Raw genomic sequence first — 13850 nt, 5'->3', positions numbered from 1 at the left:
TTACGGCTAATTAAATGAATTAGCCGTAATTTATAATCAATCTGAAATTTGGAGAGAATTCCTCTTAAGCCAAATGGTGAAATTTAAATTTGGTTATAACTGAAAATTACACTTAAAGGAAAATGCAAAATGGGTGATGCAAATTATTACAGAGTTAATCTACCTCTACTATAGCCATTTCTCCTCCTGGAATTTTTTCTAAATTAAAATTAGTTGTGGTTTTTTTTCTGTCGTTAGTAGTAGATAGCTGGGTTTTAGTCATGCCACCACGATAATTATCTGATCCCGGGAAAGCAGTAACAGATTTATTGCCGGGAACAGAAATTTTAATATCAGATAAGTCATTTGAGGATTTATTGATTAGCATAAGATAATATTTACTGGATTGTTGATCTTTAAATACACCAATCAATATGTTTTTGTCACTTACGCTTCTTACGTACTTGTTTCTACCTGTCAATATATAATTGTCAGGAATATTTTCATTAGTCGGATCATTTGATACATGGTAAGTTCCAACGCACCTATTTTCCATGATAATTGGCCCGGCTATTGAGGAAAGATAATAGTTAATAATTTTTGCTGTGTAATATTTTTTTGTAGGATTCCCATACGTGTTTATCAGTGCGGCATAATAGTTTAATCCATAATGATCAGGAATGCTCTCATAGGTATAATATATTGCGCCCTTTGACCCATAAGCTAGCGGACAATACGCCATAAACTTAAGTTGATAGTCTGTAATATCAGGTAACGTTTTTTTTGTAGTTGATTGAATATAATACCAAACCGGCCTGCCTGCAGCTTTTTTCTTAATAATTCCTAAATTATAAAAATACGATGACATTATTGCCGGGGAGAGGAATGGGTAGTAATCATATGCAACAATTTGAGGCCTGTTACCGGCATCCTGATCGTTCAAATATCCGTCGAGGTATTGTTCATAGGCACTTCGGCTATTAAACCCATAATTTGGCAACAAATAAACAAAAGCAGGCTTGTCAGGGTCATTGTTTTTAAAATAATTAGTCCATTTTTTTACCTGAGCAGCTTTGGCCAAAGGAAACTCGCCGCCGAAGCTATAACCTCCAATTGCGTTTCTTTTTTTTGCATCAATAGTTTTAAAATGTGAAACGATCTTTTGAGCATCGTCATTGGAAAAATTATCATTAGTAACACTCAACTTGCTATCTATTACCATCAAGTGAAGATTATACTTTGCAGCCAGATCAAGTGTTTTATCCATTAAACTAAAATCTTGCGCACCATTATAATATTGAGGGCCTGTTAACAAATTAAAGCGTGCAGCTTTAAACAAATTAAATGATATGGAATCTTTTGTCCGGTTATTATCCCGCGAAACCCGGGGGTCTGCGAAGCTACCGATTTGAAATTTTTCATTATACCATTGTGAATATCCTGCCTGGCAAAATAATATAAATACAATGAGGGGTACTATAAATTTGTATTTCATTTAAATAGATTGATTAAACTTCTAAAATATTCTTAATAAATGTAAAATTTACATTTATTGATTGGATTTATACACGTATAACTAAGTAACAATTCGGTAACAATTCTTATTGATTATGGTTTCCGCAATTTGATTTTTCTTTTTTCAGACGTTTTTTTTTTCAATTGGTTTAATTAAATAATTTTAAACCCGTCCAAAACACGCTCAGGGTTCCAATTAAATTTTGAAACAGCTCTTGAATCATCAAAAGTAAGGTCTGAGGTGATCTTTTGTAGCCTTTTAGAGTCTATTGGGAATTTGGAGCCTATCAGATCTCCTGACCTTGCCAGTATTTTTGCGAACCACCCAGGAATGTTTAAAGGTTTAGATTTTCCCATTTGTTTGGCAATGGATTGAGATAGTTCTGAAAAATCAGGATGGTAACGATCAGTCAAATTATATATTCCTCCTATTTTTGAAACTACCGTGATTATACTGGCTACATCAGTAGCTAAAACTATACTTTTTTTAGCCTTTCCACCATCAATATTAAAATAATAACCTGCTTTAATTCCTTTAATTATAGATTCCAAATTACCTGGAGGATTTGGGCCGGCTAACAGGGGGAGTCTTAATATTGTACAAGTGATATTATTTTTAGTGCACCAGTTCAAAATGAGCTTCTCAGCCTCAACTTTACTATCTCCATAAGGATCAGCTGCTAATAAAGGTGTATCTTCATTAATAAGGTGCCCGGTTTCCTTACCGTAAACTGCTACACTACTAATAAAAACAAAAGCTTTTGGTAGTGAAGGGGCGCGTTCTATGCCATTTAATAAATTTTTAGTCCCCTGAACATTTATATCGTAAAATTCTTTCTTTTGCTCATCAGTAACCGGTATTGAGTGTGCTTTCCCGGCTGCATGGATTATTGTTTCATAGCTGTCCTTAATCGTTAAATAAGGATCATTTACAAAATCACTTAAAATATCACAGTTTTTACGCCCCAAAGTTGTGACCTCATTTCTGTTTTTATTAAGAATGTGCTTCCCCAAAAAACCTGTGGAACCTGTCATTAAAATATTACCCATTTTGTAGTTTATAAGCTATTACTTGTATTTAAAATATAATTAAATACGTCTATAACCACCCCCATTTATTGAAATATATTATTGCGCCATGTATTGAATACCAGGTTAGCCTCCAACTTTTATGTGAACCTTTTGCAAAATGATGAAAAATAGCAGCTTGTGGAAAATATGCTGTATTTGATACTTTAAGAAATCGCCTTGTTAAGTCAGCATCCTCTATGTACATAAATATTCTGTCATCAAATAAGCCTACTTTTTTTAGTGTCTCCGTTCTTAAAAACATAAAGCAACCGGATAAATAAGGCACGTTCAAAATCATTTCATTATAGTCCCTATCTCTATACTCATACTTCTCCATCCTTACTTTAAAATATTTCTTTAATGGTCCCGGTAAAAATCTTCTTACAAAAAGATCAAACGGTTTAGGATTATTTTTGCATAAATATTGTATTTCTCCATTGGCATATAAAACTTTGGGCATCACATGGCCAACGTTTTTGTTAGCCTCCATAAAGTTATATAGCTTTTCGAGCGTCCCCGGTTCAAAGTATACATCCGGGTTTAAAACAATATGGTATTCTGAAATTTCCCAAACATCCTTCATAATAAGGTTGTGAGCAGCGCCAAAACCAGGATTAGATGGATTAAAAATATATTCAGTTCTAATATCGCCATTTATGTCTTTAAGCTGATCTGTAGGGGAGTTATCAACTAAAAATAGCTTCACATTTAAACCGGTATTTAAAAAGCTATTAATTGCCTCATCTAATATATCGCGCTCATTTTTGTATAGAACAATTGTCGCTGTCAATTGGTATTTCATTGAAAATATAATTTATTCTATATTCTATAAACAGGTGTAATGCCGGGGATGTAAAATTTACGATTTAAAACTATTAAAGCCCACAATACGCCCTTTAAGGGCAAGCCACCTTTTGTACGCAAATTTGTTGTTAAATAATAATAATGACTTTACAATTTGCAGAATTTGAAAAAGATTGGACGTTAGAAACGTAAAAAACATAATAAAGCTTAAATGTTTTTTACAAATAGCCCCGTAGCCTTTTGCATAGTAATATACCTTTTCGGGGGTCATTACATCCGGATTTATCTGCGGGTGCCAAATATCAATTAAAGGTGTATAAATGCTATTTAATTTTAATTTAAATGTTTGAAGCAAGTAATCTAATTCCTCCCCCACTCCGTATGATGATCCGACTCCAAAATTTGTATCAAACCTAATGGCGTTTTTTCGTATAAATGCAGTAATGGCCGAGTAAGTATAGTGAAAGTTAAAAATGGTTACTTGTTTTTCAAACACCGGCCAGCTCCTCATAATGTTTTTCCTGGCATCTCTATCATATAATCGCCCGTATACAACATCAGCATCAGGGCGCGATTTCAGAAAATTCAATGCAATTGTTATCGTATTTGGATAATAGGTACAATCATCATCAGGAAAAGTTATATTTGGTGCTGATGATAATTCAATGCCCTTGTTTTTAGCATTTGCTATTCCCTTAACCGGTGTTTTATAATGTATCAAATTCAATTCATTGAGATACAGGTTGGTTATTGGAGTTAAATCAATTTTATCATTCTGATCAACAATTATTACTTCAAAATCATCTTTATTACAGTCCTGGTTCTTTAAAGTTTCCAGCAATTTTCCTACTTCTTCATACCTGCCATAAGTAGGTATTATCAAACTAATTTGTTTGTTCATGCACCTTTTTTACTTCCCGTTTAAATGATTCGCGTACTACTATATATCCCTTTAAAACCAATATTGTTAACACACCTGTGAAAAATTGGGTAAAAACCATTACCCAATCAAAATATAATAATGTTTCATATAATGTTGCTAATAAAAGCAATACTACAAAGGGGAATTTTCTAAGCATGTAGCAAACAAAAAAATAGCACATTAAATATATATATGTAAAAAACACACCTAAATATCCAAAAAGCATATAAAAGTATACCGGCAAAGTAATGTTCATTGACATGTAATTTTGCGTTACAAATTCTTCAGTATAGCCCATGAAAATTGACCTGAAATAATTATTTGGCATAACATCAAAACCAAATATATCTCCGGGTATTAATGAATCAATAATCAGTTTTGTTTGGTGAATAAATCCGTATTTTTCATAAAATAGAGATAGGTCTAAGCCGCCGCCATCATAATAATGAATAGGGATCATCCCGAGCTCAATAAAAGAAACCCGTCCCATAATTAAGTTACCTATTGTTTTATAATCTATATAATCAGCGCCGTATCTTAATTGAGTGGCATAAATAAAAAGGATCGGCGAAATGATAAATGCATATTTTAGAAATAAAAATATTTTCCTTTTGTAGTAATTAAAATTCTCAAAAGCTATCCCTATTAAAAAAGTAGTGAATACACTTAAAATTGCGCTCCGGCTGCCTGCAAGCGTGGATACAACAATAAAGGTTAATATCATTATTAACGCAGATGACTTCTTCTTCTGTAAAAACAAAGCGCACATTAATAATTTTATCGGGCTTAAAAAAAGGTTGATATAATTCAAAAATGCACCCGACATTTCACCCGAAATTAATCCTGAAAAACCACCAACCATGATTATAAAAAACGCCTTATAGGCCATTGCAATATAAAAAAGCTCAGTAGCGGCACCATTTTGAATTGCAGGTGGTATAAAATAATCCTTATTAGGAAGAAAATATATAGTCAAACCAACTAAGCCCACGGGGATAATATTGATCCAAAATGCTTTATTGCTTGCAGCTTTATCTACAAGGTCAGAATAAACATGTACATTATCAACAAAATAGGAATACAGTTCGGGTATTATAAAATGAAAACCCAAATAGAATGAAATTACTACTATGAATGCTTTTTTCACTATTTATGCTTGTTTTTTAATAAGCTTATTAATTGGTAAATAGCTTTCAATTTTATTATGTTACTTCCTCCTCTTAATGCCTTTAGTAAATAGGCCTTTGCATTGCTAATGTCTGAATTTAAAGCATGGATCCTACCGACCTGGTAATTTAAAGCACCCTTTATCTTATTTAATGTGTTCTTGTTATTTGCCCTATCAATATATGGTTTATAAAGCACCTTGAACCTGTCTATTTGTTTATGATCAATTGTTGTAATATTATCATCGCCCAGATAATAACGCCCTAAAGCTTTTGGAACATATTTGGTTCTGATATTATTATTTTCACACAACCTAAGCCACAGATCAAAATCCTCAACCGCGATTAATGCTTTATCTTCACTAAAGCCATTGGCTTTCTTTAACAAATCTGTCCTTACCAAAACAGAAGAAGTTGGAATTGCATTAAGATTGAACAATAAATCGTGATAAACGTCTTGCTTTAATTGTCGCGATTTAATTGTATTTATAATTTTATCATTCTTAATTATATACAGATCGTGATAAATCAAGTCGTAATTATCAAGATCCATCTTAGAAAAGTATGCTATTTTGGTTTCGATAAAGCAATCATCCGAATCAACAAAAAATATCCAGTTTGAGGATGCATTTTCAATTCCAAGATTCCTTGGTCGTGCCGGGCCACCCCAATTTTCCGAATAAAAATATTTAAGGTTTAATTTATTTTGATACCGGCTTACAATCTCTTTAGTATTATCAGTTGACCCATCATCGCACACTATAACCTCAAACTGTTTATAGGTTTGCATTTCCAGGGAATTTAAGCACCGGTTTAAATTTTCAGCCCTGTTAAAAGTTGGAATAATTACAGTAAAAGTGTTAACAGTGGAACCGTTAATCATAGTTACATTTCTATTTGTTAAAATGTTCTTTCAGATGTTTAAAGAAGCCCGCACCCAAATAATAAAAATTAAGTTTTTCAAAAGTAAATGTCTTCTTCAATAAGCCGGGAAAACTTGACAGCCACAGGCCTTTATTTTCTAAAAAGTACCAAAACCAAACCGCACCTGCCCCTGTTTTAAGTTTCTGCCTGTCATTGCGTTCCAGGTTATATGTATTAATGTGCTTATAAAATATAGCGTAGATTTCCTCAATCTGCCTTGCTATTTTCATCTTACTCCTGATAGTAGTTGAATGTTGCCTGAAATTATTTAATGCCTCCGTTATGTAATAAAAGTCTGTCCGTTCTGCCAGATCTAACCAAAAGGCCCAATCGGCAGCTACTAAATAATCGGTAGATAGTTTGCCGGCTTTATCAAATAATTCTTTCTTTAATATGGCAGCGCTTAAATTAGGTATAACGCATGCAAATGAAAGAAAGCTGCGCATTTCGTTCCCGCTGATCACTGCGTCAGTTGCGCACTTTATTTTAAAGGCCTTTTCCCGTCCTGTATAATCATTTGAGTAGGCATGCCCGGATTCGTCTACCAAATTACTTTTTGAGTATACTACGCCAACATTATCATGCTCAAAAAATGCCTGCATTATCTTTTCTACCTGTTGTGGCTCCGAAAAGTCGTCACATTGGGCAAACATAAGGTATTCACCTTTGGCAAAACCAGCGCCGTAGTTACTTGCCTTTACATAACTCCCCGTATTCTTTTCAAGAAGATGCAGGGATATATTAGTATGATCTTTGTACTTCTCCAGGATCTTTTGACTGCCATCGGTTGAATTATCGTCAACTACTATTATTTCAAAATTTTTGTACGTTTGATCAATTAAACTATCTAAAGCTTGTTTTAGGTATTCTTGGTGGTTATAGCTGGTAAATACTATGCTTACAAGCGGCAAATTACTACTACTCATTATTTTAACAATCCCCTGTTCTTAAGCTCTGTTAATGAAGTTTTATAATCATCGACATTTTGAGGCATATCGTTTTGTTGTAATGCCCAGTCGATAAATTTATGAAGACCTTCTTTAAATTGCCATTCCGGTTTAAAGCCCAATGTTTTTTCAACCAGCTTTAAATCGGCAAAATTATGCCGGATATCCCCTTCACGAAAAATACCGGATACCATGATTTCTGATTTGCTGTTTAAATACGAAACAATTTCATTAGCAACTTCCAAAACTGTTGTAGCAACACCACTTCCTACATTTAATATATGCTGTCCCTTCAATTTTTCATTAAGGCAATTTACCGTGGCATTTACTACATCATCAATATAAACAAAATCCCTGCTTTCCAATCCATCTTCAAAAACGTTTATTTTTTCATCCCTTAAAGCTAATCTTGAAAATATTGACAAGATCCCTGTATAAGGATTTTTTAATGACTGACCTGGCCCGTAAACATTTTGATATCTTAATGCGAAGCCGTTAATATTTTTAAGCCTGGTGGCCAGGATAATCATCTGCTCCTGTACCTGCTTTGTTATACCATAAAAAGACGATGGGTGGATCTTTGAATTTTCGTCAGTAGCTTTAACTGTAAGGTTGTTATTACCGCTCACCGGACAAACAACTTCAAAAGTTTCCTTTACTGAATTATAGGTTCGGGCAGCAGGATAAACATCCCCATAGGTTTCAGAATGATATTTTCCTTCACCATATATTGACCTGGATGAAGCAACAATTACCGTTTTTATATTATGATCTTCATTAACAATATAATCACACAAAGTGGCAGTAGCCTGGATGTTTACAAATGTATATCTTGAAATATCATACATTGATTGGCCGGTGCCTGTTTCAGCGGCGTAATGGATAACAGCATCTTTGCCTTTCAAAGCACTATAAAAAGTATCTTTATCGCTAACATCACCTATTGTCAGCTGTACAGCATCTTTTAGGTCTTCAGGAAGCTCCTGGCGTTCTCCATGTATCTGGGGATTAAAATTATCAAGTATTGTTATGTTATAACCCTGTTTAATTAACTCTCTGGCAACGTTAGTACCAATAAACCCGGCCCCACCAGTAATTAAAATATTTTCCATTTATATATACCTAACCAACAGAAACCCATTTTTGAGTTTCAAAATCATATTTTTTTATAACTTTTGCAGGACTACCAACAGCTACGCTGAAATCAGGTATATCCTTAGTTACTACTGAATTAGCTCCTATAACTGTATTTTTCCCAATACTTGCCCCAATCACACAAACGTTTTCACCTAACCACGCGCCTTCTTTAATCCGGACTATTTTTTTAAACTGTACTTTTTGATTAATTATGGGCCGGTTTACGTCCTCAAAAGTATGAATATTATCTGAAATATATACCTTATTGGCTATCAGTACGTTATCTTCAATAATAACTTCTCCTACGACTGTTATATGTGAAAAATCGCCAATCGCACAATTTTTGCCAATGTTTAATAAAGGATCTGTCTCGCCAATTTTCAATGCAAGCAGCCAACCTCCTCTTTGAACTACCGAACGGTCAGCTATACTTATATACTTTTTCCCCTGTACCCTAACCGATGGATAAAGCACAGCTTTAAAGGCCAGCTTCTTAAATAGTCGTGCATTTAAAATATAAAAAAGTATAAACCAGATCCGGTTAAGATAGTTTCTCATTTATCATTTTTGTAAAATCTAAAACATTATTAAAGCTTTTATAATTCTGTTGCAGCCACTCTTCGTCTTTATCCCACCATTTTGATTTCAAAATCCCATCAATTTCAATAGAATTAAAACGCATTCTTAACACTTTTGCAGGCACACCCCCTACTATGGCATATGGGGCCACATCTTTTGTAACTATTGCGCCTGCTGCTATAACCGCTCCGGTTCCTATTGAAACACCATCTAAAATAATCGCTTTTTCACCAATCCATACATCATGCCCTATAACTGTTTCTTTGGAACTGATGAATGCATCCTCCTGACTATATTTTTTTATAAGGGGCGTGTTTTTTAAGAAAAATGATGGATGCGTACTTATACCGTTTAACTTATGGATACCCGGCCCTATGCTAACATCAGAAGCCATTGAGCAGAATTTTCCAATATTTGCATTAACAACAGTTGACCGCTTCTGTATATAACTGTGTGACCCAATTATTGAGTTAATAACCTGAGCGTTTTGAAACAAAATATTATAGTGACCAAGTTGGCTATTTATTAGAATGGAACCGTTGTAAAACTTACAATCAGGATATTGAATTTGGTTTTTAGCAAGCTGTTTAATCCTTGAAATGTAATACTTCAGGTGTTCAAACATTATTACAAATATCTTCAGAATAAACATCTGTTTTTGGTTATATAATTATCAAGGTATAGAAAAATCTTTTATCGTTCTCTAATTTATTATTTTGCTAATTAGCTATTAACTAAATTAAGAATATAATCGGCGTTACGTTTTGTGTTATGCCCGTCTAAATATCCAATATATTTCTCCATAATATCCTTTCGTTTAAAAAGGTCAAATCGCTTATCCAGCTCAAAAAACGATTGAAGCGCCTGCAGCAATTCACCGGCATCACTGGCAGTAACCAATTCACTACGGCCATCAAATGGTTTATGAACAAATTGGGTATCCTTTTTATAATAAATAACAGGTATACCCATACATGAAGCTTCAAAAAGTGTTTGCGAGTAAATCGTTATGTACAGATCAGCTTTTTTAATTACATCATTAAAGCTTTGATCCTGAGCAAACTCAATATCTAGTCCGTTAAAATATTCATTTACAAATGAAGTATAAAGATGAACATAACCATTGCCGCGTATTTTTAAAATAACTTTAATCTTCTTTCCTTCACTTATTAGTTCTTGTATGTTAAGCAATATATCATATAAAAAATCAAACTCAACAGCCAGGTATGAATTTAAATCAACAGGGTTATAGCCCGCCGTTCCGATAACAATGGTGGGGTTAATGTAATTGATATTTTTATGACTAATATTAGCGTAATTATCCATTCTTGGGTCACCAAGTGGAATAGCATTAGGTGCACTATTAAAATATTCTGCTTTTATTGACTCGCTGTAACAATTTACATAATCACTATCTTTTGCATCATTATAAAACGAAAAAGTTAACAATCCGTTTATTATCATAAAAACCGGTATGTCATTGGCCTGGCAGTATTTCATTATTAACCTGTTTTCGATCCACAGGTTTGTGATCGGAATCATCAGGTCTATCCTGTTTTTTTTAAACCAGTCATTAATGCTATCTGCGGCATTAATGGTTAAGTTCAATTTATCACTGAGTACTTTATAAATTATCTCGTACAGGTAATCACTTATTTTATATCCTTCGTAATACCAGGTATGGTACCTGTTTTGAGTAAAGTTTGCCAGTAAAGCTGTTACTTTTCCTGAATTGTCTTTTTGGGGTTTATAATGAATCCGCCTTTCTTTCCTGATATCTTTTAACCCGGAATAATTATTATATACCAATTGAATGCCCTTAGCCTTTTGTAACTCCTTCACCAATGCCAATGTAGGATGATACCGGTGGACATATATATATTTTTTTCCCTTATTAGTTAAAGGGTCCGTTATTTTAAAAATAAAGTCGAAAAAGTTAGCTAAAGTATTTTTTAAGATATATGAAAATGAAGGTTTTTGAGTTTTTTCAGATACCCATTCCAAAATCGGAAATATATAAACGGGCTTAGGTTCTTGCTTGGGCTGCTCAATAATTTCATATTGCAGATCCATTTTGTTTATACACTTTATTATGTGTTCATTATTGGTTGCAACAAATAAGTTTTGATATTTCAGCTGTTTTAGTGCAATAATATTGAAGAAAAAATGACAAAAATAATCTACCTCGTTTATAATTAATAACAGGTGTGAATCGCCAAGATCCAAACCATTGTAATGCAAAAGATCTTTACCATATTGATCTTTAAACCAACTATTTAAAAACCCATGCATTTCAAAATTCAGCTTCTCAAGTATTTCATTATTTGTAAGGTGATCTAAAAACTCAACATGGTATCCTGAATTCTGTAACTCCCTTTTTAATGCGAAATCAAGGCACAAAACCAGGTCAGTATCTTTATTGCAATTAATGACATTAAAATTCCATAGATTTCTATTTTCAACAATAAAAACGTTTGAATAAATGTGTTTACTTATTTCGTCATTATTTAAACTAATCATTTACAATCATCTTTTTTAAATCATAAAATTCAACTTAGAGAAAATAGCTAAACTTTAACGTTATTATTTCCCCTTACTTACCCCAGCTTATTTTTGAAATAATAGGAATAGCAACTTTATTCATGTTTTCTTTAAAAACGGATGAAGAAAAATAATAAATCACTAAAGAAACACCAACAATTAATCCATTGAACATAAAGTAAATAAGAAGATTTATTTTATCTTTTTGCATCGGTAAATACGCCTTGGTTAAATATATTGTTATTAATATAAAGCCCACAGGTAAAATTGCCGGTGACAATAGCTTCCATATAAACGACCAGAATTTAAGTTCCATTAGTTTAGATATTATTACTACATAAGTAACTGCAACAATAAAAAACGAAAGAAGTTTGAAGTCAGCGAAAGACTGTAAGCCTAAATATTGGAATGAAAAAATTACACCGAGCCAATAAATTATGGGGAGCAATGAATTTGTAATGTACAATAACCTTGCCCGCTCATAGGCCATTACTAATATACCCGTTGGAGAGGTGATAAAGCTAAAAATATACCCCAGCACCAACACCTGTGCAATAGGGACAGAAGCTGAGTATTGCGGACCCACCCAGGTAAAAATAAAACTTTTAATAGTTATGGCTACACTAAGTACAGGGAATACGATCAATGGTAACGTTGTGGCCAAAACCTTTATGAAAAATACCTTTAAGCCCTCAAAATCCCGGAGGCCAATGTAATGGTTAAATTTAGCTGTAAACGGTCCAAATATTATCCCAAATATTGACCTAAAATATTCCATTAGGGTAAAACCTATGGCATATACGGCCAAATATTTTGATCCTAATAATTTGGAAATTACAAATGGATCCAGCTCATAATATAGGATCCAGCAAATTGTTAAAAATATAGATACAAAAGCCAGGCTCTTGGTTTTTTTGTATAACTCCTTATTAAACCTTAGTGACTTTACAAACAACCGAAGATCATATCCTAATTTGCTTTTTACAATCCAAAAGCCAATTACTACGGCTATTAAGCTACAAACCTGAGAAAACAGAAAGTAAGCAACTATGGGGTAATTGTTATGACTGAAAAATATAAATGCGGATAAAATTTTAACTGCGTTTGCACAAATAAGGATTTTTTGAAAAACGTAATCTTGTAAACGCACTGCAAATATAATTTGCAGCACTCTTTGTAACATAAACACCGGGGCAGAGCCCGCCAAAATCAATAATAAGTTTTTGGAGATCTGTCTTTGCTCATCGTTATATAAGGTCTTAATTAACAGCTCGGGCTTAAAGGCAATATATAAAACGCCCAGGGCATATAAACACACAAACAATAAAAAAATAAATCCGGTAAAGCCTATAATCCTGATCTCCTGCTTTAAATCTTTTTGTGCATAGCACTCTGCAGCAAACTTCATTCCGGCACCTAAAAAACCGAAATCAGCATATGCCAAAAAAATATTAGCCGAACTTACTAAAGTATAAATGCCATATAATATAGGGTTTGATGCTAAGTAAGGAGTTACAACAAATATCGACGCGAAATTAAACAGGAGCGAAACTATTTGCCAAAAGTAAATTTTTATGATGTTTATCATTTTAGTAAGGTCTCACGATTAAGATAGCGTGTTTAAAAGTAGATTTATAATTTAAAGTTTCGCTATACGCTTTTCGACCTGACATTCTTTATTAAATAATGAGATGAGAAATTTATTGAATATTTTTTATAACCCTGGCAGGGCAACCAACCGCTAATGAATTCGAAGGGATTGAATTTGTAACAACAGAACCGGCTCCAATTACAGAATTGCTGCCAATTGTTACTCCAGGTAAAACAATTACATTAGCCCCTAACCAACTACCTCTTTCTATTTTTACATGTTGCGAAGGATAGTGCCCCTGATCAATAAATGGGATTGCCGTGTTATCAAATCTGTGGTTTGAAACATAAATGTGTACACCGCTACCTAACATAACATCATCTTCAATAATAATTGAGGTGGTGTCCTTATTTTCTGTAACGGCAAATAGCATACTTTGAGGTCTTATAACCACCCTTTTCCCAATTTCAATTTGTGAACACCCAATGGCATAAGCCCCTGCCCTAAACTCAGCATCATTAGCAAATTTTTTAAATTTACTTTTACATAAAGCGAGCATCTTTTTTTTGTAATGCAGCCGCCAATGTGTAAATGGCATGTCGGGGCCAATTCTATCTGCTTTATTGTTGTATTTAATTTTCTTAAATATCTCAATCAATAACATATCAAACTAT

13 protein-coding genes are annotated in these 13850 nt (G+C 33.4%); all 13 read right to left on the bottom strand.

Going from position 1 to position 13850, the window contains the following annotated elements; genetic code table 11:
• Positions 1-154 precede the first annotated feature (154 nt).
• Positions 155-1474, bottom strand: coding sequence for a hypothetical protein (locus JWQ54_RS15110; protein ID WP_299586190.1), 1320 nt, complete (start codon positions 1472-1474; stop codon positions 155-157).
• A 173-nt stretch (positions 1475-1647) separates the two neighbouring features.
• Entirely contained in the window at positions 1648-2544 is an 897-nt protein-coding gene (locus JWQ54_RS15105; RefSeq protein ID WP_299586188.1) for an NAD(P)-dependent oxidoreductase, read from the bottom strand.
• 49 nt (positions 2545-2593) lie between these two features.
• Positions 2594-3367, bottom strand: coding sequence for a glycosyltransferase family 2 protein (locus JWQ54_RS15100; RefSeq protein ID WP_299586185.1), 774 nt, complete (start codon positions 3365-3367; stop codon positions 2594-2596).
• A gap of 57 nt (positions 3368-3424) precedes the next feature.
• Positions 3425-4270: a glycosyltransferase family 2 protein gene (locus tag JWQ54_RS15095; protein WP_299586182.1), complete on the bottom strand. Its 846-nt coding sequence runs from the start codon at positions 4268-4270 to the stop codon at positions 3425-3427.
• The gene (locus JWQ54_RS15090) at positions 4254-5438 is read right to left on the bottom strand and encodes an O-antigen polymerase (protein ID WP_299586179.1); all 1185 of its coding nucleotides are present in this window, start codon (positions 5436-5438) and stop codon (positions 4254-4256) included. The genes JWQ54_RS15095 and JWQ54_RS15090 overlap by 17 nt, the downstream gene beginning before the upstream one ends.
• The gene (locus tag JWQ54_RS15085) at positions 5438-6340 is read right to left on the bottom strand and encodes a glycosyltransferase (RefSeq protein WP_299586176.1); all 903 of its coding nucleotides are present in this window, start codon (positions 6338-6340) and stop codon (positions 5438-5440) included. The genes JWQ54_RS15090 and JWQ54_RS15085 overlap by 1 nt, the downstream gene beginning before the upstream one ends.
• Before the next feature lie 10 nt (positions 6341-6350).
• A complete protein-coding gene (locus JWQ54_RS15080; protein ID WP_299586174.1) occupies positions 6351-7307 on the bottom strand; it encodes a glycosyltransferase in 957 nt (318 codons plus the stop codon).
• A complete protein-coding gene (locus JWQ54_RS15075; protein ID WP_299586171.1) occupies positions 7307-8440 on the bottom strand; it encodes an NAD-dependent epimerase/dehydratase family protein in 1134 nt (377 codons plus the stop codon). Before JWQ54_RS15075 ends, JWQ54_RS15080 begins: the two co-directional genes overlap by 1 nt.
• Before the next feature lie 10 nt (positions 8441-8450).
• On the bottom strand, positions 8451-9023 hold the full coding sequence (locus tag JWQ54_RS15070; protein WP_299586169.1) for an acyltransferase: 573 nt from the start codon (positions 9021-9023) through the stop codon (positions 8451-8453).
• Entirely contained in the window at positions 9007-9669 is a 663-nt protein-coding gene (locus JWQ54_RS15065; protein ID WP_299586166.1) for a CatB-related O-acetyltransferase, read from the bottom strand. Before JWQ54_RS15065 ends, JWQ54_RS15070 begins: the two co-directional genes overlap by 17 nt.
• Positions 9670-9767: 98 nt before the next feature.
• Positions 9768-11564 carry a hypothetical protein gene (locus JWQ54_RS15060; RefSeq protein ID WP_299586164.1) on the bottom strand — a complete coding sequence of 599 codons (1797 nt, stop codon included), beginning with the start codon at positions 11562-11564 and terminating at the stop codon, positions 9768-9770.
• A 73-nt stretch (positions 11565-11637) separates the two neighbouring features.
• Positions 11638-13173 carry a hypothetical protein gene (locus JWQ54_RS15055; protein WP_299586162.1) on the bottom strand — a complete coding sequence of 512 codons (1536 nt, stop codon included), beginning with the start codon at positions 13171-13173 and terminating at the stop codon, positions 11638-11640.
• 112 nt (positions 13174-13285) lie between these two features.
• Positions 13286-13840: a DapH/DapD/GlmU-related protein gene (locus tag JWQ54_RS15050; RefSeq protein WP_299586159.1), complete on the bottom strand. Its 555-nt coding sequence runs from the start codon at positions 13838-13840 to the stop codon at positions 13286-13288.
• Between the last annotated feature and the right edge of the window lie 10 nt (positions 13841-13850).

Origin of the sequence: Mucilaginibacter sp. (assembly GCF_028288225.1) — a bacterium.
Classification (GTDB): domain Bacteria; phylum Bacteroidota; class Bacteroidia; order Sphingobacteriales; family Sphingobacteriaceae; genus Mucilaginibacter.
Note: the sequence above shows the minus strand (reverse complement) of the source record. Positions and strands in the feature narration are given on the sequence as shown.

Coding starts and splice junctions, on each gene's coding strand:
- JWQ54_RS15110 (WP_299586190.1), bottom strand. CDS start 1,474: ATGAAATACAAATTTATAGTACCCCTCATTGTATTTATATTATTTTGC.
- JWQ54_RS15105 (WP_299586188.1), bottom strand. CDS start 2,544: ATGGGTAATATTTTAATGACAGGTTCCACAGGTTTTTTGGGGAAGCAC.
- JWQ54_RS15100 (WP_299586185.1), bottom strand. CDS start 3,367: ATGAAATACCAATTGACAGCGACAATTGTTCTATACAAAAATGAGCGC.
- JWQ54_RS15095 (WP_299586182.1), bottom strand. CDS start 4,270: ATGAACAAACAAATTAGTTTGATAATACCTACTTATGGCAGGTATGAA.
- JWQ54_RS15085 (WP_299586176.1), bottom strand. CDS start 6,340: ATGATTAACGGTTCCACTGTTAACACTTTTACTGTAATTATTCCAACT.
- JWQ54_RS15080 (WP_299586174.1), bottom strand. CDS start 7,307: ATGAGTAGTAGTAATTTGCCGCTTGTAAGCATAGTATTTACCAGCTAT.
- JWQ54_RS15075 (WP_299586171.1), bottom strand. CDS start 8,440: ATGGAAAATATTTTAATTACTGGTGGGGCCGGGTTTATTGGTACTAAC.
- JWQ54_RS15070 (WP_299586169.1), bottom strand. CDS start 9,023: ATGAGAAACTATCTTAACCGGATCTGGTTTATACTTTTTTATATTTTA.
- JWQ54_RS15065 (WP_299586166.1), bottom strand. CDS start 9,669: ATGTTTGAACACCTGAAGTATTACATTTCAAGGATTAAACAGCTTGCT.
- JWQ54_RS15060 (WP_299586164.1), bottom strand. CDS start 11,564: ATGATTAGTTTAAATAATGACGAAATAAGTAAACACATTTATTCAAAC.
- JWQ54_RS15055 (WP_299586162.1), bottom strand. CDS start 13,173: ATGATAAACATCATAAAAATTTACTTTTGGCAAATAGTTTCGCTCCTG.
- JWQ54_RS15050 (WP_299586159.1), bottom strand. CDS start 13,840: ATGTTATTGATTGAGATATTTAAGAAAATTAAATACAACAATAAAGCA.